The sequence below is a fragment of the Mesorhizobium sp. B2-8-1 genome, from assembly GCF_006440955.1.
In the GTDB taxonomy this organism is placed as follows: Bacteria; Pseudomonadota; Alphaproteobacteria; order Rhizobiales; family Rhizobiaceae; genus Mesorhizobium.
Genome location: NZ_VFTX01000002.1, coordinates 1 through 17,443 on the forward strand (window position 1 = coordinate 1; position 17,443 = coordinate 17,443).

19 protein-coding genes are annotated in these 17,443 nt (G+C 63.3%); 6 read left to right on the forward strand and 13 right to left on the reverse strand.

Going from position 1 to position 17,443, the window contains the following annotated elements; genetic code table 11:
• A partial coding sequence (locus FJ428_RS04145; protein WP_347439598.1) for a TOBE-like domain-containing protein occupies nucleotides 1-135 on the forward strand: 135 nt, incomplete at its 5' end.
• Between the two features lie 14 nt (nucleotides 136-149).
• Here the strand turns inward: FJ428_RS04145 and FJ428_RS04150 are convergent.
• Both FJ428_RS04150 and FJ428_RS04155 read right to left on the reverse strand, forming a co-directional pair.
• On the reverse strand, nucleotides 150-548 hold the full coding sequence (locus FJ428_RS04150; RefSeq protein WP_140878980.1) for a type II toxin-antitoxin system VapC family toxin: 399 nt from the start codon (nucleotides 546-548) through the stop codon (nucleotides 150-152).
• A complete protein-coding gene (locus FJ428_RS04155) occupies nucleotides 548-823 on the reverse strand; it encodes an antitoxin (RefSeq protein WP_140657776.1) in 276 nt (91 codons plus the stop codon). Before FJ428_RS04155 ends, FJ428_RS04150 begins: the two co-directional genes overlap by 1 nt.
• A gap of 167 nt (nucleotides 824-990) precedes the next feature.
• Between FJ428_RS04155 and FJ428_RS04160 the strand changes: the two genes are divergently transcribed.
• Both FJ428_RS04160 and FJ428_RS04165 read left to right on the forward strand, forming a co-directional pair.
• Nucleotides 991-1,977, forward strand: a complete 987-nt coding sequence (locus tag FJ428_RS04160) for a sulfate ABC transporter substrate-binding protein (protein WP_140499837.1) — start codon at nucleotides 991-993, stop codon at nucleotides 1,975-1,977.
• A gap of 258 nt (nucleotides 1,978-2,235) precedes the next feature.
• A complete protein-coding gene (locus FJ428_RS04165; protein ID WP_013530871.1) occupies nucleotides 2,236-2,685 on the forward strand; it encodes an Rrf2 family transcriptional regulator in 450 nt (149 codons plus the stop codon).
• 62 nt (nucleotides 2,686-2,747) lie between these two features.
• Here the strand turns inward: FJ428_RS04165 and FJ428_RS04170 are convergent, their stop codons facing one another.
• The 7 genes from FJ428_RS04170 to FJ428_RS04200 all read right to left on the reverse strand — a co-directional run bounded on the left by FJ428_RS04170 (nucleotide 2,748) and on the right by FJ428_RS04200 (nucleotide 10,777).
• Nucleotides 2,748-3,230: a gluconokinase gene (locus FJ428_RS04170; RefSeq protein ID WP_140516289.1), complete on the reverse strand. Its 483-nt coding sequence runs from the start codon at nucleotides 3,228-3,230 to the stop codon at nucleotides 2,748-2,750.
• Between the two features lie 69 nt (nucleotides 3,231-3,299).
• Nucleotides 3,300-4,286, reverse strand: coding sequence for an ABC transporter permease (locus tag FJ428_RS04175; protein ID WP_140499839.1), 987 nt, complete (start codon nucleotides 4,284-4,286; stop codon nucleotides 3,300-3,302).
• Nucleotides 4,283-5,263 carry an ABC transporter permease gene (locus FJ428_RS04180; protein ID WP_140499841.1) on the reverse strand — a complete coding sequence of 327 codons (981 nt, stop codon included), beginning with the start codon at nucleotides 5,261-5,263 and terminating at the stop codon, nucleotides 4,283-4,285. Before FJ428_RS04180 ends, FJ428_RS04175 begins: the two co-directional genes overlap by 4 nt.
• Nucleotides 5,264-5,296: 33 nt before the next feature.
• Complete coding sequence (locus FJ428_RS04185; protein WP_140878981.1) at nucleotides 5,297-6,823, reverse strand: sugar ABC transporter ATP-binding protein; 1,527 nt, start codon at nucleotides 6,821-6,823, stop codon at nucleotides 5,297-5,299.
• 79 nt (nucleotides 6,824-6,902) lie between these two features.
• Nucleotides 6,903-8,030 carry a sugar ABC transporter substrate-binding protein gene (locus FJ428_RS04190; RefSeq protein WP_140515835.1) on the reverse strand — a complete coding sequence of 376 codons (1,128 nt, stop codon included), beginning with the start codon at nucleotides 8,028-8,030 and terminating at the stop codon, nucleotides 6,903-6,905.
• Nucleotides 8,031-8,339: 309 nt separating this feature from the next.
• Nucleotides 8,340-9,368 carry a LacI family DNA-binding transcriptional regulator gene (locus tag FJ428_RS04195; protein WP_140499846.1) on the reverse strand — a complete coding sequence of 343 codons (1,029 nt, stop codon included), beginning with the start codon at nucleotides 9,366-9,368 and terminating at the stop codon, nucleotides 8,340-8,342.
• 164 nt (nucleotides 9,369-9,532) lie between these two features.
• The gene (locus FJ428_RS04200; RefSeq protein WP_140879252.1) at nucleotides 9,533-10,777 is read right to left on the reverse strand and encodes an MFS transporter; all 1,245 of its coding nucleotides are present in this window, start codon (nucleotides 10,775-10,777) and stop codon (nucleotides 9,533-9,535) included.
• 198 nt (nucleotides 10,778-10,975) lie between these two features.
• Between FJ428_RS04200 and FJ428_RS04205 the strand changes: the two genes are divergently transcribed.
• A complete protein-coding gene (locus tag FJ428_RS04205) occupies nucleotides 10,976-11,263 on the forward strand; it encodes a DUF3175 domain-containing protein (protein WP_140499848.1) in 288 nt (95 codons plus the stop codon).
• 33 nt (nucleotides 11,264-11,296) lie between these two features.
• Here FJ428_RS04205 and FJ428_RS04210 read toward each other — a convergent pair whose 3' ends face one another.
• Nucleotides 11,297-12,073, reverse strand: a complete 777-nt coding sequence (locus FJ428_RS04210) for a FadR/GntR family transcriptional regulator (RefSeq protein ID WP_140516293.1) — start codon at nucleotides 12,071-12,073, stop codon at nucleotides 11,297-11,299.
• A 103-nt stretch (nucleotides 12,074-12,176) separates the two neighbouring features.
• The gene (locus tag FJ428_RS04215) at nucleotides 12,177-13,073 is read right to left on the reverse strand and encodes an NAD(P)-dependent oxidoreductase (RefSeq protein ID WP_140500155.1); all 897 of its coding nucleotides are present in this window, start codon (nucleotides 13,071-13,073) and stop codon (nucleotides 12,177-12,179) included.
• Nucleotides 13,074-13,191: 118 nt separating this feature from the next.
• Between FJ428_RS04215 and FJ428_RS04220 the strand changes: the two genes are divergently transcribed.
• Nucleotides 13,192-14,130: an NAD(P)-dependent oxidoreductase gene (locus tag FJ428_RS04220; RefSeq protein ID WP_140878982.1), complete on the forward strand. Its 939-nt coding sequence runs from the start codon at nucleotides 13,192-13,194 to the stop codon at nucleotides 14,128-14,130.
• 135 nt (nucleotides 14,131-14,265) lie between these two features.
• Here FJ428_RS04220 and FJ428_RS04225 read toward each other — a convergent pair whose 3' ends face one another.
• Nucleotides 14,266-15,048, reverse strand: coding sequence for a FadR/GntR family transcriptional regulator (locus FJ428_RS04225; RefSeq protein WP_140557956.1), 783 nt, complete (start codon nucleotides 15,046-15,048; stop codon nucleotides 14,266-14,268).
• A gap of 181 nt (nucleotides 15,049-15,229) precedes the next feature.
• A complete protein-coding gene (locus FJ428_RS04230; RefSeq protein ID WP_140499854.1) occupies nucleotides 15,230-16,219 on the reverse strand; it encodes a sugar-binding protein in 990 nt (329 codons plus the stop codon).
• A 451-nt stretch (nucleotides 16,220-16,670) separates the two neighbouring features.
• Between FJ428_RS04230 and FJ428_RS04235 the strand changes: the two genes are divergently transcribed.
• On the forward strand, nucleotides 16,671-17,414 hold the full coding sequence (locus FJ428_RS04235; RefSeq protein ID WP_140500157.1) for an ATP-binding cassette domain-containing protein: 744 nt from the start codon (nucleotides 16,671-16,673) through the stop codon (nucleotides 17,412-17,414).
• Nucleotides 17,415-17,443: the final 29 nt, after the last annotated feature.

Genomic DNA, 17,443 nt, shown 5'->3' on the forward strand with positions numbered 1-17,443 from the left:
ACCCGCCGGGTGGAACTCGAGATCGGCGGCGAACGCCAGCGCGTCGAGATCGAGCTGCCCGTCGACCATCCCGCGGCACAGAAGAGCCGGGTAGCGTTCCGCCCGGGCCGCTGGAAGCTGTTTCCGGCGGCTTGATATTAGACCGAGCACTACTCCAGCCAGTTCTCGATCTTCAGGTTGCGGATTCGCATGAACTCGCCCGTATTGGCCGTTACCAAAGTGATGCCAATAGCGCAGGCGTGCGCAGCAATAAAAAGGTCGTTATGGCCAATGGGTTGGCCGGCGGCCTCCAGCTCTGCACGAAGGGCGACATACTCTGCATCCGCCGGCACATCGAGCGGCAAGACCGGAATCTCAGCCAGCAATTGCTCGACTTTTTTGAGCAGCTTGGTTGATCCCTTCCTGGCACAGCCATATCGCAATTCCGAGGCCACCACGATACTTGTGCAAATGGCGTGGTCTCCCTCGCGCTCCACTGCATTGGCGGCTTTGCCAGCCGGATTTCGAATCATGTCACTGATGATGTTGGTGTCCAGCATAAACCGCATCAAAAAATGTCCTCGGATTCGACTGGCGCATCATTGATTTCGGGAAGATCGTCCTCGGAGCCGAGCGGCGGCTCGTTTGCCCATTGGGCGAGCAACGCGCCGAGCCCAGCTTTGCGGATCGGCTCAATGACAAGGCGGTCGCCTTCACGGCTGATCAGGACCTTCTCGCCGGGGAGCTCGAACTCGACAGGAATGCGCACCGCCTGGCTGCGGTTATTGCGAAACAGCTTCGCCTCCTTCGACGGCCGCGTTGTTGAATGGCGGTGTTGGCGCATGGTTGCCTCCTTTGTATATGCATATTGGGCGGAACAAAATTCTAATGACAGCGTTCATGACGACATTTTTTCTTACGGTGGCACCGCGAAACTATTGCACGTGCCTCGTCGGGCAAGTGGCGCAGGACTATGGTGAGGTGATTAAGCACTACACGGAGCCTTATTTCATGAAGCGATTTCTCCTCGGCGTCGCCACCGTCGCCGGCCTGTTCCTCGCATCTTCCCAAGCCTGGTCTGCCGACAAGCTGCTCAACGCCTCCTATGACGTCGGCCGCGAACTGTTCGTCCAGGTCAACAAGGCATTCATCGAGAAGCACCCGGGCGTGAGCATCGACCAGTCGCATGCCGGCACCTCGGCTCAGGCACGCGCCATCGCCGAAGGGCTCGGCGCTGATGTCGTCACCTTCAACCAGGTCACCGACATCGACTTCCTGGTCAAGAAGGGCCTCGTCTCGGCCGACTGGCAGAAGGATTTTCCCGACAACGCCTCGCCCTTCTATTCGCTGCCGTCCTTCCTGGTGCGGGCGGGCAACCCCAAGCACATCAAGGATTGGAACGACCTGGTGCGCGACGACGTGCAGGTGATCTTCCCCAACCCGAAAACCTCGGGCAATGCGCGCTACACCTATCTGGCGGCGACCGCCTACGCCAAGGAGGCCTTCAAGGGCGACGACGCCAAGGTGAAGGAATTCATCACCAAGTTGTTCAACAACGTGCCGATCTTCGACACGGGCGGGCGCGCAGCCACCACCACTTTCGTGCAGCGCGAGATCGGTGACGTGCTGATCACGTTCGAATCCGAAACCCGCGGCATCCGCAAGGAGTATGGCGACGACAAATTCGAGCAGGTCACGCCTTCCGTCAGCCTGCTGGCAGAATTCCCGGTGGCGATCGTCGACAAGGTCGCCGACGAACATGGCACGCGTGATCTGGCCAAAAGCTATCTCGATTTCCTCTATACGCCCGAAGGGCAGGACATCGCCGCTGACAATGGCCTGCGCGCCCGCGACACGGCCGTCGCCGCCAAACACAAGGCCGACTTCCCGGACGTGCGCCTGCTGACGGTGGAAAACGTCTTCGGCGGCTGGGACAACATCCAGAAAGAGCATTTCGCCGCCGGCGGCCTGCTCGACCAGGCCTATGGCAGCCGATAAGGTTTTCGCGGCGCGATAGCACGTTACGATAAGCAAATCAGGAAAGCCGGCGCTTTGCCGGCTTTCGCCGTTTGCGGCAAAATATGGCAAATACGACGCCAGCCGCGCAAAAGGTTACGAAGAATCAACGCGTTTGCGCCTAACGTGCCGACAAATCGGCTTGTTCGCGAAACGGCAGCGCTCCACAAGCCCCGTCATCATTTGCACACAAACAGCCGCCAGATGCGGATTGTTGGGGCTTCATGGGTTGACTCGGGCATGCTGACTAAAAAAGGCAAATACGGCCTCAAGGCCCTCGTGCATCTGTCCGGCTTGCCGGCTGGCCAATTGGCCTTCGTCAACGACATCGCGGTCGCCAACAACATCCCGAAAAAATTCCTCGATGCCATTCTGGGCGAGCTGCGCAATGCCGGCTTCGTCCAGAGCCGCAAAGGCAAGGAAGGCGGCTATCGCCTCGCCCGCCCGGCCTCGGAGATCAAGATCGGCCATGTGGTGCGTGTGCTGGACGGGCCGCTGGCGCCGATCCCATGCGCCAGCCGCACGCAGTATCAGCGCTGCGAGGATTGCGACGAAGCGACGTGCCAGGTCCGGCACATGATGCTCGAGGTGCGCCAGGCAATCGCCGAGGTGCTGGACAACCGCAGCCTTGCCGCCATGCGCGATGCCGACAATGATGATTTTCCGGTCGAGTTGACGTCGCAGATCTAGATCCTGCGCATGCGCCGCACTTGCCGGCGTAAGTCGCATGCCGGTATGGCGCCGATCAAGGTTCAGAACCGCCGCGTCATGCGCACCGCCTCGGCGACGAGGTCGGCGATCGGGCGCGTCGCATCGAGCGTCAGCGCCCGCTCATCCGCCGCCGGTGGCTCGAGAATGGCGAATTGGCTGTCGACCAGGCTTGCCGGCATGAAATGGCCCTTGCGGCTGGCGACCCGCAGCCTCGCCATGGCCGGATCGATCTCCAGGTAAAGGAAGACGATGTCACGGCGGAAGCCGCGCAGTCGTTCACGATAGCTTCGCTTCAGCGCCGAGCAGGCGGCGACAACGCCCTGCCCTTTGCCGGCCGAGGCCGCGATGCGCTCGCCGATCGCATCGAGCCATCCCTCGCGCAAAGTGTCTGTCAGCGGCTCGCCTCTGGCCATGCGTGCGACGTTTTCCGATGGATGCAGCCGGTCGCCTTCGATGAAGACGGCGCCCAGTCTCTCCGCGAGCGCCATGCCGACGGCCGACTTGCCGCAGCCGGCGACGCCCATTGCCACGATGACCGGCGCCGGCCCGTTGGTGCCTGTCGGCGATTGAACTGTCCTTTCCGCCACGATGGTCTAGCGGCTTGCCGGCGCGCGGCCGTAGAGCAGCAGCATGGCGACGATGACGACGCCGTAGATGATCTGCCTACCCGCCTCCGGCATCTGCATGACCGACAGTATGGATTGCAGGAGCGTGATCAGGATGACGCCGGCGACAGTGCCGAGATAGGAGCCGCGCCCGCCAAGGATCGAGGTGCCGCCCAGCACGACGGCCGCGATCGACGGCAGGAGATAGGCGTCGCCCATCGACTGCGCCGCCTTGGAGGCGTAGCCGGCAAGCAGCACCCCGCCGAAGGCGGAGAGCCCGCCGGAGACGGCAAAGGCGATCATCACCACGCGCCTTGTGTCGATGCCGGAGAGGTAGGCGGCACGCTCGCGGTTGCCGATGCCGTAGACGGTGCGGCCAAAGCCGGTGCGGGTCAGAACGAACACCATCGCGGCGCCGATCAGCGCCCAGATGATGACCGCGTTGGGAACTCCCGGAATGGCAAAGCCGGTAGCCAGGTAGCGCATGGCGCCGGTGGCCGAATCCTGGGGCGAGAAGCCGCCGGTGTAGACCACCATCAGCCCTTGCGCGACGGCGTTGGTGGCGAGCGTGATGATCATGGAGGGAATGCGCAAATAGGCGACGCCGATGCCGTTGACGATGCCGATCAGCACCCCGCACAAGATGCCGAATGGAATGGCCAACGCAACGCCGGCCGGGCCATAGGCGGCCGCAGCGCAAGCCATCATCGCGCCCGCCGCCACCGACCACGGCACCGACAGGTCGATCTGGCCGAGCAGGATGACCAGCATCATGCCGGTGGCGATGACGCCGAGAAACGAGGCCACCTTGAGCTGCTGCAAGAGATATTCAGGCGACAGGAAGCTGCGCGAATAAAGACTGCCCAGCAGGAGCAGGACCACGATGCAGGCAAAGGCCGTCAACACCGCGGGATCGGCGCGGCGAATGAATTTCGGCATGCGGCCGGCGAGGCCACCCAATGTCGTCTCGCTCACAGGAACCACTCCAGCCGGTTGCGGACCCGAAACAGGGCGAAGGCGCCGAGGCTGACGGCGATCAGCAGGATAACGCCCTGGAACAGCGGCTGCCACAGCGGATCGAAATCGAAGACGAACAAGAGATCGCCGATGGTGCGGAAGGCGAGCGCGCCGAAGATCGCGCCGATGGCACTCCCCTTGCCACCGAACAGCGAGACGCCGCCCAGCACCACGGCGGCAATGGAAAACAACGTGTAGGAGTTGCCGCTGGCATAGGCCGCTTCGCCCGTATAGGTGAAGAACGTCAGGAACAGGCCGCCGATCGAGGCCAGCAGCCCCGCCAGCGTATAGGCTGCGAACTTGCCGCGCCGGATGGGCACGCCTGACATGTAGGCCGCCATTTCCGACGACCCTGCCGCATAGGCCGCGCGGCCAAGCACCGAGCGGCTGAACGGCACCCAGATCACCAGCACGACGGCCAGGAGCACAACCATGCTGGCCGGCACCACGTCAAACACACGGCCCGTCAGCGCGTCGGCCAGATCCTCGTTGACCGATCCGCCCGGGAACGGCCGCAGTAGAAGCCCGATGCCATAATAGACCGCGCCGGTGGCGATCGTGGCGACGATCGGCTGCAGCCGCCCGTAGATGACGATGGCGCCGTTGATCGCCCCGCACAGCAGTCCGACGGCCAGTACCGCCAACACGCCAAGCGCCGTCTGCACCGGCGTGCCCACCACCAGCCACGAGGCCAGGCAGTTGGTCAACAGGAAGATCATGCCGACGGAAAGGTCGATGCCCGCGGTGATCACCACCAGCGTCTGCGCCATGGCGACGAAGGCCAGCAGCACGCCCTTGTTGGCCGCCGTCTGCACGACATTGGCGGTGAAGCCGGCCGGATGGTTCGCGGTGTAGATGACGAACATGACGATGAAGATGCCAAGCGCCAGCAGCGTTCCGCGCTGCTCCGCCAACCAGTAGCGCCAATCCTTCACGCCAAAATCCCTTTCACGCGTTCGCTCCCCGGTTCACCGGGCTATCCCGCCAGGCATGTTGAGCGCGCTTGATATCAGAGCCCGTTCGGTGATTTCGGCGCCCACCAATTCGCGCTTGACCGCCCCGTCATAGAGCACCAGCACACGGTCGCAGCAGCCGATCAGCTCGTCATAGTCGGTCGAATAGAACAGGATTGCCGCCCCCGCGTCCGCCAGCTTGCGCATCAGCTGATACAGCTCCTGCTTGGTGCCGACATCGATGCCGCGCGTCGGATCGTTGAGCAGGATGATGCGCGGCTGGCGCATCAGCCATTTGGCGATGACGACCTTCTGCTGGTTGCCGCCCGACAACGCGCCGACCGGAATGTCGAGCCCGGCCGTCTTGATGGCCAGCAGGCCGACCATGTCGTCGATCAGCCGCTGCTCGGCGGCGCGGTCGATGATACCGCCCTTCGACAGCCGATCGAGCGCGGCGAAGGACAGGTTCTCGCGCACCGTCATCGGCAGCATCAGGCCTTCGGTCTTGCGATCCTCGGGAATGAGCGCCATGCCGATGCCGTTCTCGCGTGCGGCGGCGGGGCTGGCGATGCCGACCGGCTTACCGTCGACCAGGATCTGGCCGGAAAGGCCACGCAGGACGCCGAAGAAAGCGAGCAGCAATTCGCGTTGGCCCTGCCCGTCGAGGCCGCCGAGGCCGACCACCTCGCCTGCCCTGACCGACAGCGAGATGTTGTGCAGGCGATCCGTCCAGGAGAGCTTGCGGGCTTCGAGCACCGGCGCGGTGACGGCCGGCGCGAATGTCGGCTTGGGCGGGAAGATATGGCTGTATTCGCGCCCGATCATCAGTTCGACGACTTCACTGTCGCTCTTCGAGCCGGCGGGATAGCTGGCGACATTGCGGCCGTTGCGGAACACCGTGCACTGGTCCGCCAATTCGGCGATCTCGTTCATGCGGTGCGAGATGTAGAGCAGCGCCAGCCCTTCCGAACGCAGCCGCTTCAGCACAGCGAAGATCTTCGACACATCCGCCGCCGTCAGTGCCGAGGTCGCCTCGTCGAGGATCAGGATGCGTGGCTTCCTGGCCAATGCCTTGGCGATCTCGACCATCTGCCGGCGTGACAGCGGCAGGTCCTTGACCAGCGCCAGCGGATGAATGTCGGATGCTCCCGCACGCGCCAGCGCGTCCTCGGCGATGCGCCGCTGCGCCTTGCGGTCGATCATGCCGAAGCGTTTCGGCGGATCGGATATGACGATGTTGTCGGCGACGCTGAGTTCGGGAATCAGCGACAACTCCTGGAAGATGCAAACTATGCCGGCCTTGTTCGCGGCGCCCGGCGAGGCGAAGGTCGCCTCTCGCCCGTCCAGCACCATGCGGCCCTCGTCGGGCGCAACGACGCCCGCCATGATCTTGATCAGCGTCGACTTGCCGGCGCCGTTTTCGCCGAGGATGGCGTGGATGCTGCCGGCCTCGACCGACAGGTCGGCCTTCTCCAGCGCCCGCACGCCGCCATAGCGCTTCGATATGCCTTCCATGCGCAAGAGCGGAGCCGCACCGTCCATCAACCCTCCCAGGGCGCTCGAACATTCAAGAACCGGCGCCGCGGCTTAGCCGCGGCGCCGAAACGATATCCACTGGAAACTACTGATTTTCCTTGGTCTGACCCATGATTTCCTGGGCGCTGAAGTTGATGCCGCAGGTCGGGAAGGAGTTGCCGACGAAGAAATTGTCCGACTCTTTCGGGAAGTAATCCGTGCCTTCCTTCATGTTCGGATCTTCGGCGATCGCCAGCGGCAGCTTCACCTCTTGCGGCACCACTTCGCCTTCGAGCGCTGCAATCGCGGTCTTGATGGCGACGGCGACCTGGGCCGGGCCCGAGCCCGCGGAAGAGCACTTCAACCCGTCGGCCGAATGCGCCGCGCAGAACTTACGGAAGCCGTTTTCGGTTTCACCGCCAAAGGGCACAAACGGATGCTTGGCGTCGATCATCGCCTGCACGATGCCGGTGTCGCCGCCCTGGCCGGTGATGCCGTCGAATGGCCCGTTGGTAGCGATCGCGTCGGCGGTGACCTTCTGTGCCACGCCGTCGTCCCACTTGCCGGCGACTTCGGTGACGTCCCATTTCTTGCCGGAAGCGTCGAGCACCTCGTGGATGCCGTTGTGGCGATCGGTATCGACGGAGGTGCCGGCAACGCCGCGCACTTCGAGAATCTTGCCGCCATTCGGCACCTTCGCGACCAGCCATTTGGCCCACAATTCGCCGAGGCCCTTCTGGTCCACATTGACGTTGATGGCATCCTTGGTGTCGAGGATGTTGTCGAAGGCGACCAGCACGATGCCAGCCTGCTTGGCGCGCTTGATGACCGGGCCGAAAGCAGTCGGGTTCTGCGCGTCGGTGACGATCGCGTCATAGCCGGAATCGATGAAGTTGTTGATCGCCGAGATCTGCGCCGGCACGTCCTCGCCGGTCGAGACGACCTTGAATTCCTTGATCTTGGCTTTGACGTCCGGCTGGGCGGCATAGGCCTTTGCGGTCTGCACCATCTGGATGCGCCAGGTGTTGGCGATATAGCCATTGGCGAAGGCGATGCGGTATGGGCCTTCCTTTTTGGGATATTTGAAGAATTTCGTGTCCGCGCTCCAAGGCGCGAAGCAGTCGGCTTGGGCGGCCGGGCCCGGCACGATCTCGGGGCCGGCGGCCATGGCGGCCGAGTTGAGCATGACGAATGCGCTGGCGGCAACGATGCCACCTACCAGTGACTTGATCATCGATAATCCTCCCATTTTGTAATTCTGACGTCGTTTCGCGATGTGAATTTCGCACGGTCGGCTCCGGCTCCTCCTGCCTTGCCGTACCTGCCTTTCCGATGGCCAATGGTCTATGCGATGCCTCCTCCCCCGTCGTTCCCAGGTTGCTGGGAAAATAGCATATTATACATAATAAACAAGAATTAGTTGTCGCTTATGTATAATAGACAGGCGCCGTACCGTTGCATTTCTCTTTCCTGTCCGACGACGACGGTAGCGCTACCATGAACGGTGTGTAAAGCGCCCTTTCTCTTGATCGCGAAAGCGTGTTCAGCGCGCCGTGCTCTCGCGGCGCATGAGTTCGAAACCGAGATCCACGACGCGCTGCTGCGGAGGCTCGCCTCCTATCGCCGCCAGCGCCATGGCCACTGCCCGCCGTCCGATCTCGTAGCGGGGCGTGCGGATGCTGGTGACGGAGGGAAACGCCACCTGCATCATGTCGAGATCGTTGAAGCCGACGATGCCGATCCTCTTGGGCACACCGATCGAAGCGCGATGACACTCGAACAGCGCGCCTAGCGCGATGTCGTCATTGTTGCAGAATACGCCGTCGAGCGTCGGCATCTTGGCCAGCGCGTCGCGGAAAAGTTCGCGTCCCAGCGTCACACTGGACGGCACCGGCGTGGTGGTGATCAGTCGTGGATCGAACAGGCCGGCTTTCTCCACTGCCATGCGGTATCCGGCCAAGCGCCGCTGCGAGCGCGGATCCATGCGCGCGCCGATGAATCCGATGCGGCGGTAACCCGCTTCGAGCAGATGCTCAGTCGCCGCCCTGCCCCCGTCCAGATGCGAGAAGCCGACCATCATATCGACCGGATCCGGGCCGGTTTCCATGACCTGCACCACCGGGCAGCCTGCGTTCTCCAGCAGTTTTCGCGAGGCCGGAGTCTGGTCGATGCCGGCCACGATCAGCGCCGCCGGCCTTTGCGGCCCGAACACCTGCAGCAGCCGTTCTTCCTCGAGGCCGGAATAGTGGGTGTTGCCGAGCTGGATGCGGAAGGCGCTATCCGACAGGCTGTCATAGATGCCACGCACCACCTCGGCAAAGACGTTGTTGGTAAGCGACGGCACCAGCACGCCGAACACCTCGGCGCGGGCCGAGGCCAGCGCCCGCGCGTTGGGATCCGGCACGTAACCGAGCTCGTCGACGGCGGCCTGGATCTGGCGGCGCAGGTCCTGCGAGACCCGCTCCGGCTCGCGCAAAGCACGAGACACGGTGATGGCGCCTACGCCCGCCTTGCGCGCGACGTCTGATATGGTCGGGCGGCCGCCGCCTCGGCGCGAGCGCGGCTTGATCAAGGACAGGCTCCATGCGGTGCGTGGCCGCCAAGGCGCTGCCGCAATACGATCGACGTTGCTGTCGCCATTTCACCAGCCTGTGCCGCACCACTCGCCTCTGGCGTCGCGCAGCCCCGGCCCGTTGTCAAGCCGAGGCGCTTGCGGGCGAGTGCTTCCGCTCTGCCTCAGGCCATCGCCGTTGCGCCGCGTCTTGCCTTCCAAAGCACCAGCACCATCACCAAGATGTTCAGCAGGTTCCAGGCGATGCCGTTCAGGAACGCGGCGGCGTAGGAGCCGGTCAGGTCGTAGATCCAGCCCGACATCCAGCCGCCGATCGCCATGCCGAAAATGGTCGCCATGATGACGATGCCGACGCGTTGGCCGGCCTCCCTGGCGGGCATGTATTCCCGCACGATGATCGCATAGCAGGGCACGATGCCACCCTGCGACAGGCCGAAGACCAGCGAAACGACATAGAGCGAGGCAAGCCCGTCGAAGGGAATGTAAAAGAACAGTGACAGGCATTGCAGCACCGAGCCGATAAGCAGGGTCTTCACTCCGCCGATGCGGTCGGCAACGAAGCCCGAAGCCACGCGGCTGACCACGCCGGCCGCCATCATGATCGACAGCATGTCGGCGCCATGCGCGACGCCGTAGCCGAGATCCATGCAGTAGGCCACGATATGCACCTGCGGCATCGACATCGCCACGCAGCAGCCAAGACCAGCAATGACAAGCAGCACCTGGAGTGCCGTCGGCGACAACGAGATCGGCTGCACCAGCCGGCTGCCCGCGGAACCGGCGGCCGCGATCGGGGCGCCGCGCCGCAGCATCAGCACCAGCGGCACCATGGTCGCCAGGCAGAAGATGCCGATGGCCACATAGGTGAAGCGCCAGCCTTCCGCCTTCATCAGGGGCGGCATGACGGTAGGCCAGATCGTTCCGGCGAGATAGCTGCCGGCCGCGGCCGCCGCCACGGCGACGCCGCGCCGGCGGTTGAACCAGTGCGAGATGTCAGCGATCAGCGGCCCGAAGATCGCCGATGTACCGACCCCGATCAGCAGGCCCTGGGCGAGCGTGAATTGCAGGATCGAGGTCGACAGCGCCGCCAGCAGGAAGCCGGCAACCAGCGCCATCGAGGCAACAAGCGCCGGGACCCAGTAGCCGACACGGTCGATGGCGCGCCCGACCAGAACGTTTCCGGCGGCAAAGCCGACCATGGTCGCGGTATAGGGCAGAGCGGCGTCGGCCCTGTCGACGCCGAACTCGGCCTGCACGGCCGGCAGCACCACGACCACGGCCCACATGCCGACGCCGCCGACTGTCGACAAAAGCATCGACACCGCCAGCCGTATCCATGCATGCGAGCTGTCGACGACCGCATTGCCGGCTGCTGGTGAGGAGAAGATCGAGGCCAAGCTGTTTCCCATTCCGTCATCGACATTGACCATTGTCGCGGTCATGCGGCCTAGCGGCCGACGGTCCTTCCACCACTATCGGCGCATTCGCGGCGCCGAGCAGCGCCACGTGGGTAATTCCATGGTTCCAGGGTTCGCCGGTTCCGGGCTCACCGGAACGTGCGACGATGAAGGACGTTTTGCAATCGGCTCAACGCGAAGGAGATTGCCATGACCGCGAAACGGAAATGGTCGGCTGAGGTGACCGAGCACAGCAATGCCATGGATCTCGAAGACCATGTCTTCGAATCCCACGACCCGAAGAAGATCGCGGCTTCGCTCAAGCGGTCGGCCGAACACAGCGACCGGCGCAAGGCCGAACCGTTCCAGTCCGCCATGTCGATGCTGAACTTCTACATCAACCGTGCCGGCAAGAACCTGCCGGCGAAGCAGAAGAAGGTGCTCGAGGACGCCAAGGACGAACTGCGCGCGGCGTTCGGACGTGAGAAGGAAGAGTAGGCAGAAAGCCGCGTGACGGGTTCCTGGAACGGCTTATCGTGACCTGATCACGCCGTCTGTGTTGGCGAGCAGCCTGCGCACCGCGGCACGCGCCGCGTCGGGCCGCTGCAGGCGGATGTTCTTCTCGATCGCCTCATGCATCTTCTGTGCGTGCTGCAAATCGTCGAGTTCCCGCGTCGTATAGGTGAAGAGATGGTCGAAGGCGGATTCGATCAGCACCCCGAGCGGCACCAGCAGGTCGTTGCCAGACGCCCGCAGGATCGCGAGATGAAAGCGCGTGTCGGCGCGGGTGCGCTCCTGCAGGCTTGGTGCCTCGCCCATCTCGCGGCAGGCCTGGCTGATTTCGGCCATCTGCTCGTCGGTCCGCCGCATGGCGGCAAAAGCCGATGCCTCCGGCTCGATGATGTGGCGGAATTCCTGCACGGTCTTCAGAAATACCTCGCGGTCCGGCGAGGTCGCGTACCAGGCAAGCACGTCGCGGTCGAGCAGATTCCAACGCTCTTTCGGCTCGACCCAGCTGCCGATCTTCGGGCGCGAGGCGAGCAGGCTTTTGGCCATCAGCATCTTGATCGCCTCGCGTACCGCCGAGCGGCTGACGCTGAAGGTCTCCGACCATTTGGCTTCGTTGGGCAGGATGGTGCCGGGCGGATAGTCGCCGCGCACGATCCTGAGCCCGATTTCGCTGGCCAGCGAGGTGTGCACGCTGGAACCCGGAATGCGCGCCGCATCGGTGCGGCGAACGCCGGCCTGACGCTCGGCCGATGCCGCTTTTGCCGGCGATTTTTCCTTGTTCGGCTTCGCGTCCCGCATAGGCTCCAGAAAGTCCGGATTGAGCAAGCTGTCAAGCACGGCAAGCGGGTTCACCCGCAAAGCCGGCTTCTGTGCACAGCTCAACCCCCGGCGGGGCCTGTTTTCAAGAGATCCTCACGTATTTGCGCCAGCTGTGTTCCGGCCGAAAGCCCAACATGTCGCGCGCCTTGCGATTGGACAGCAGCGTCTCGAATTCGCCGAGCTCACCCTTGACCGGCACACCGGGATAGAAGCGCTTCAGCAGTTCCGCGGTCGGCAGGTCCGACGACGTGTCGTCATTGGCAGCGTTGAACACCTGGTAGCCGAGCCCATCCTTCTCGATGGCGCGCAGCGTGATCTGGCCGAGGTCGCGCGCATCGACATAGCTCCAGGCGATGCGCTTGCGGAAACCGGGATCGGCGAACCATTTCGGAAACAGGGAGTATTCGTGCGGTTCGATGACGTTGCCGATGCGCAATGCATAGATGTCGGCACCGTCGCGCTGCGCAAAGGCCCGTGCCGTCTTCTCGTTGACCACCTTGGAAAGGGCATAGCTGTCCATCGGATCGACGTCGTATTCTTCGTCGAGCGGGAAATATTTCGGCGTGCGCGGCTCGTTGGCGAAGACCAGCCCGTAGGTGGTCTCGCTGGAGGCGATTATCACCTTGCGGATGCCGAGCTTCACCGCCGCCTCGATGACATTGTAGGTACCGAGCGCGTTGATGCGGAACACTTCGTTGTCGGGCGTGATCATGATGCGCGGGATCGCGGCGAAATGCACCACGGCGTCGACGGGCTGGGGGCGCAGCGACGGGTCGAATTCATGCAAGCCCGCATAGCTCGACAGCGCGTTGAACACCTGCCCGCTGTCGGTGATGTCGGTGATCAGCGTGCGCACCTTGGGATTGTCGAGCGGCTTGGTGTCGATGTTGAGCACCTGGCAGCCCTGCTCCACCAGATATTGCACGACGTGGCGCCCAGCCTTGCCGCTGCCGCCGGTGAACATGATCCGCTTCATTATTCTGGTCTCCACGAAAGCTCAGGAATTATGTGTATTGTCAGACAATATTGCTTTCTGCAACCGCTTGCGGCTAAAAGAGCGGCGACATTATCGATAATCGCAACACAGGACAGACAGCATGAACACGACCGCCGCGAGCGAGAAGATCGGCTTCATCGGCCTTGGCCTGATGGGTCATGGCATCGCTAAGAACATCGTCGATAAAGGCTATCACCTGACCTTCCTCGGCCGCAAGAATCGCAAGCCGGCGGAGGATATGGCTAATCGCGGCGCCCACGAAGCCTCGACCTCCCGCGACTTGGCGGCGGCATCGACGATCGTCTTCATCTGCGTCACCGGTTCGCGTGAGGTCGAAGCCATCATTCGAGGCCCCGGCGGTCTCAAGGAAGGATTGAGAAAAGGCTCGGTAGTCGTCGACTGCTCGACCTCCGACCCGGTCTCGACCGCTGCGCTGGCCGCCGAACTCAAGGCGCTCGGCGTCAACTATGTCGATGCACCGCTCAGCCGCACGCCGAAGGAGGCTTGGGAAGGCACGCTCGACGCCATGGTCGGCGCACCCGACGCCGTCTTTGCCAGGGTCAAACCGGTGATCGAAACCTGGGCCGGCCGTATCGTCCATATCGGCGACACCGGCGACGGCCACCGCATGAAATTGCTCAACAATTTCGTCTCGCTGGGCTATGCGGCGATCTATTCCGAGGCATTGGCCTTGGCCGAGAAGGTCGGCATCTCGCCGCAGCGCTTCGACAGCGTCATCCGCAACGGCCGCATGGATTGCGGCTTCTACCAGACCTTCATGCGCTGGACGTTGGAGGGCGACCGCGACGCCCACAAATTCACTATTGCCAACGCCTTCAAGGACTTGACCTACCTCGAATCGATGGCGGGTTCTGCCGGCATTGCCAACCCCCTCGGCAACGCCACCAAGAACGCTTTCGCCGGAGCACACGCCACCGGACCGGCCGAGCAGTACGTGCCGATGCTGGCCACCCATATCGGCAAGGTCAACGGTGTCGATCTGATGCCGATGAAAGATGGAAAGAAACAGACGATTTAAGGGTGAGAAGCGGTCCGCGCACCGGATGAAAGCCAATAGCTTGGCTTTTCGAGCTTCGAACGCCGGGAGCCTGCGAAAGGCCGCAGAAGGCTACGCATCGTCCATAGAAAGGTGATCACCAAGCGCGAGCGTCGATCACCCTCGCCCTCTTCCGATCCCTTCATCGGTATCGGCGAGTAGCTTGTGCACGGCGTTGCGCGCCGCTGAGGGGCGCTGCAAACGAATATTCTTCTCGATCGCCTCGTGCAGCCTCTGGGCCCGCCGTTGGTCGCCGACCTGCTGAGTCGTGAAGACGAAGAGATGGTCAAGCGCCGACTCGATGAGCACGCCGAGCGGCACCAGCAGGTCGTTGCCGGAGGCCCGCAGGATGGCGAGATGAAAGCGCGTGTCGGCCCGGATGCGCTCCTGAAGGCTTGCCGCCTCGCCCATCTCGCGGCAGGCCTGGCTGATCTCGGCCATCTGCTCGTCGGTCCGCCGCACCGCGGCAAAGGCGCTCGCTTCCGGCTCGATGATATGGCGGAACTCCTGTACCGTCCGCAGGAACACCTCACGGTCCGGCGCGGTCGCGTACCAGGCGAGCACGTCGCGGTCGAGCAGGTTCCAGCGCTCCTTCGGTTCGACCCAGCTGCCGATCTTGGGGCGCGAAGCGAGCAGGCTTTTGGCCATCAGCATCTTGATCGCCTCGCGCACCGCCGAGCGGCTGACGTTGAACGTTTGCGACCATTGGGCTTCGTTGGGCAGGATGGTGCCTGGCGGATAGTCGCCGCGCACGATCCTGAGCCCGATCTCGCTGGCCAGCGAGGCGTGCACGCTGGCACCGGGAAAGTGCGCCGCATCGGGCCGGCGCATGGCGACCGGACGGCGGCCGGCCTGTGCCTTGGTCCGAATGGCTCGCTTGTTTGACTTTTCGTCCGGCATCCACGTTCCAATGCGTCGGCCGTACCTGTTCCGGTCAGGAACTGTCGGTCCGCCGATGCCATTGCCGAAAAATTCGAACCTCGGGCGCGCCAAAGCCGGAGCCGCTGCCCCTGAAATGCGTGTCCCTGTTCGTCAGCAGAGGTGGCGGGGCGCCCGTTGGCGAGCGCCCCGATCGAGACGCCTACTTCTGGATACAGGTGTCGACCGTATCCTTGGTGCATTCGTCGAGGCCGGTGAACACCGGATCGTCGACCTTCTTGCCTTCGACCAGGTCGATCATCACAGACGGCGCCTTGTAGCCCATCTCGAACGGCCGCTGGCCGACCAGCGCCGTGACAAGGCCATCCCGCGCGATCGCCACCTCGTCGCCGATCGTGTCGGCGGCGCCGATGACGAAGTCGTTGCTGGCCAGCTTGTCCTTCAGCGGTCCGACCAGATCGCGATAGGGCTGCGGCGCGCCGAACAGCGGCCAGCCGCCCATGATGCCGAACGCATCGAGCTTGGGGTTGGCGGCAAGGATGTCGGTCATCGCCTGCACGCCCTTGGCGCCGTCGTCATTGGTGAACACCGGACAGCCCGCCACTTCCGTCCAGCCGCCTTCGCCGGCCAGGGCTGCAAGTCCTTCCTTGCCCGACAGCGCATCACGCATGCCTTGCGCGCGGCGAAGGATGTTGTCGGCCGCCGGATTGCCCTCGATGGTGCAGATCGTGCCGCCCTTCGGCTTGGCCTTCTTTATGTATTCGCCGATCTTCTTGCCCATCAGATAGTTGTCGGTGCCGAGATAAGTCTTGCGAAGTGCTGCGTCTTCCTTGGCAAGATCGGCATCGACGGTCATGATCGGGATCGACGGGTTGGCGCTTTTGATCGTTTGCGCGATCAGCGGCGCGTTGGACGGCGAAATCGCCATCGCCACCGTATCCGGCTTGCTCAGCATATCCTGCACGATCTGCGCCTCGCCGGCCTCGTCGGAAGTCGACGCCGGACCGGTGTAGAAGCACTCATATTCCGAGCTGGCGTTTTCCTTGTTCCATTTCTCGCAGCCCTGGTGGATCGCCTCGAAGAACGGATTGTCGAGACCTTTCACCACGATGACGAGCTGCTTCTTGGCCAAAGCCGGCCCGGCGCCCAACGCCATGGCGGCGACGGCGGCGAGCAAAACTGTTTTCCTCATGTCAGTCCTCCCTTGGAAACAGACGGACACGGCGTGCCCGCCACACAGATCGGCCGAATGCGAGATGACAGAAGCAAGCGCTCGTGCCGTCAGGCCAGGCCGATAAGTATTTTCAGATGCGACCAGCCCGGCAACGATGCCGGCACGGTCGATAATCCTCTACCGGTTGCGCCGCCAAACAACGTCGTCAAAGCCGGCATATCTTCCTCCGACGCTCAACTAATAACGGCTTGCCGCCAACGTCAATTGCTATTTGTCCTACAAAACGGATTTTTCCCGAAAGGCGGGATCTCGTCCGACAATTGCCCAAATCTTATTCGTCAGACAATTGACGCCCATGCAGGCATTTGCGTAAATGACTGGGTCGCTGCTTCCGGGAGGAGCTGGGGTAGCGAACCGAAGCCGTCGCCCCTTCCGGGACAGACGGCCAGACATGGGAGGCAAAAGGCTGGTGGCGGTTCTCGAACTCACCAACATCTCGAAGCATTTCGGCGCCATCCAGGCGGTGAACGACGTGTCGCTGTCGATCGAGCCCGGCCAGGTCGTCGGCCTGATGGGTGACAACGGCGCCGGCAAGTCGACGCTGGTCAAGATGATCGCCGGCAATTTCCGCCCGAGCCACGGCACCATGCAGATGGACGGCAAGGATCTGATCCTGCACAAGCCGGTCGAGGCCCGCCAGCACGGCATCGAGATCGTCCACCAGGATCTGGCGCTGTGCAATAATTTGACGGCGGCGGCCAATGTCTATCTCGGCCGCGAACTGCGCCGCGGCGTCGGGCCCTTCCGTATCCTCGACTATGCCGCCATGTACAAGCGCGCCGGCCAGATATTCGCCGAGCTCAAATCCGAGACGCGCCCGCGCGACCTCGTCAAGCAGATGTCCGGCGGTCAGCGCCAGGCGGTGGCGATCGCCCGCACCATGCTGTCACAGGCCAAGATCGTGCTGATGGACGAGCCGACAGCGGCGATTTCGGTCCGCCAGGTGGCGGAGGTCCTCAACCTGATTCGCCATTTGCGCGACCAGGGCATCGCCGTGGTGCTGATCAGCCACCGCATGCCCGACGTTTTCGACGTCGCCGACCGCGTCATCGTCATGCGGCGCGGCAGGAAAGTCGCCGACAAGGCGATCGCCTCGAGTTCGCCCGAGGAAGTGACAGGGCTGATCACCGGCGCCATCGAGCAGGTGGTGTGAGAGCGGCAAAACCGGATTTCATTGCGCTG

What these genes read in the sequence shown, in the direction of transcription:
- FJ428_RS04190 (WP_140515835.1), bottom strand. Translation starts at nt 8,030, where the DNA reads ATGATCAAGTCACTGGTAGGTGGCATCGTTGCCGCCAGCGCATTCGTC.
- FJ428_RS04150 (WP_140878980.1), bottom strand. Translation starts at nt 548, where the DNA reads ATGCGGTTTATGCTGGACACCAACATCATCAGTGACATGATTCGAAAT.
- FJ428_RS04225 (WP_140557956.1), bottom strand. Translation starts at nt 15,048, where the DNA reads ATGCCGGACGAAAAGTCAAACAAGCGAGCCATTCGGACCAAGGCACAG.
- FJ428_RS04220 (WP_140878982.1), top strand. Translation starts at nt 13,192, where the DNA reads ATGAACACGACCGCCGCGAGCGAGAAGATCGGCTTCATCGGCCTTGGC.
- FJ428_RS04200 (WP_140879252.1), bottom strand. Translation starts at nt 10,777, where the DNA reads ATGGGAAACAGCTTGGCCTCGATCTTCTCCTCACCAGCAGCCGGCAAT.
- FJ428_RS04165 (WP_013530871.1), top strand. Translation starts at nt 2,236, where the DNA reads ATGCTGACTAAAAAAGGCAAATACGGCCTCAAGGCCCTCGTGCATCTG.
- FJ428_RS04205 (WP_140499848.1), top strand. Translation starts at nt 10,976, where the DNA reads ATGACCGCGAAACGGAAATGGTCGGCTGAGGTGACCGAGCACAGCAAT.
- FJ428_RS04160 (WP_140499837.1), top strand. Translation starts at nt 991, where the DNA reads ATGAAGCGATTTCTCCTCGGCGTCGCCACCGTCGCCGGCCTGTTCCTC.
- FJ428_RS04170 (WP_140516289.1), bottom strand. Translation starts at nt 3,230, where the DNA reads ATGGGCGTCGCCGGCTGCGGCAAGTCGGCCGTCGGCATGGCGCTCGCG.
- FJ428_RS04210 (WP_140516293.1), bottom strand. Translation starts at nt 12,073, where the DNA reads ATGCGGGACGCGAAGCCGAACAAGGAAAAATCGCCGGCAAAAGCGGCA.
- FJ428_RS04155 (WP_140657776.1), bottom strand. Translation starts at nt 823, where the DNA reads ATGCGCCAACACCGCCATTCAACAACGCGGCCGTCGAAGGAGGCGAAG.
- FJ428_RS04185 (WP_140878981.1), bottom strand. Translation starts at nt 6,823, where the DNA reads ATGGACGGTGCGGCTCCGCTCTTGCGCATGGAAGGCATATCGAAGCGC.
- FJ428_RS04230 (WP_140499854.1), bottom strand. Translation starts at nt 16,219, where the DNA reads ATGAGGAAAACAGTTTTGCTCGCCGCCGTCGCCGCCATGGCGTTGGGC.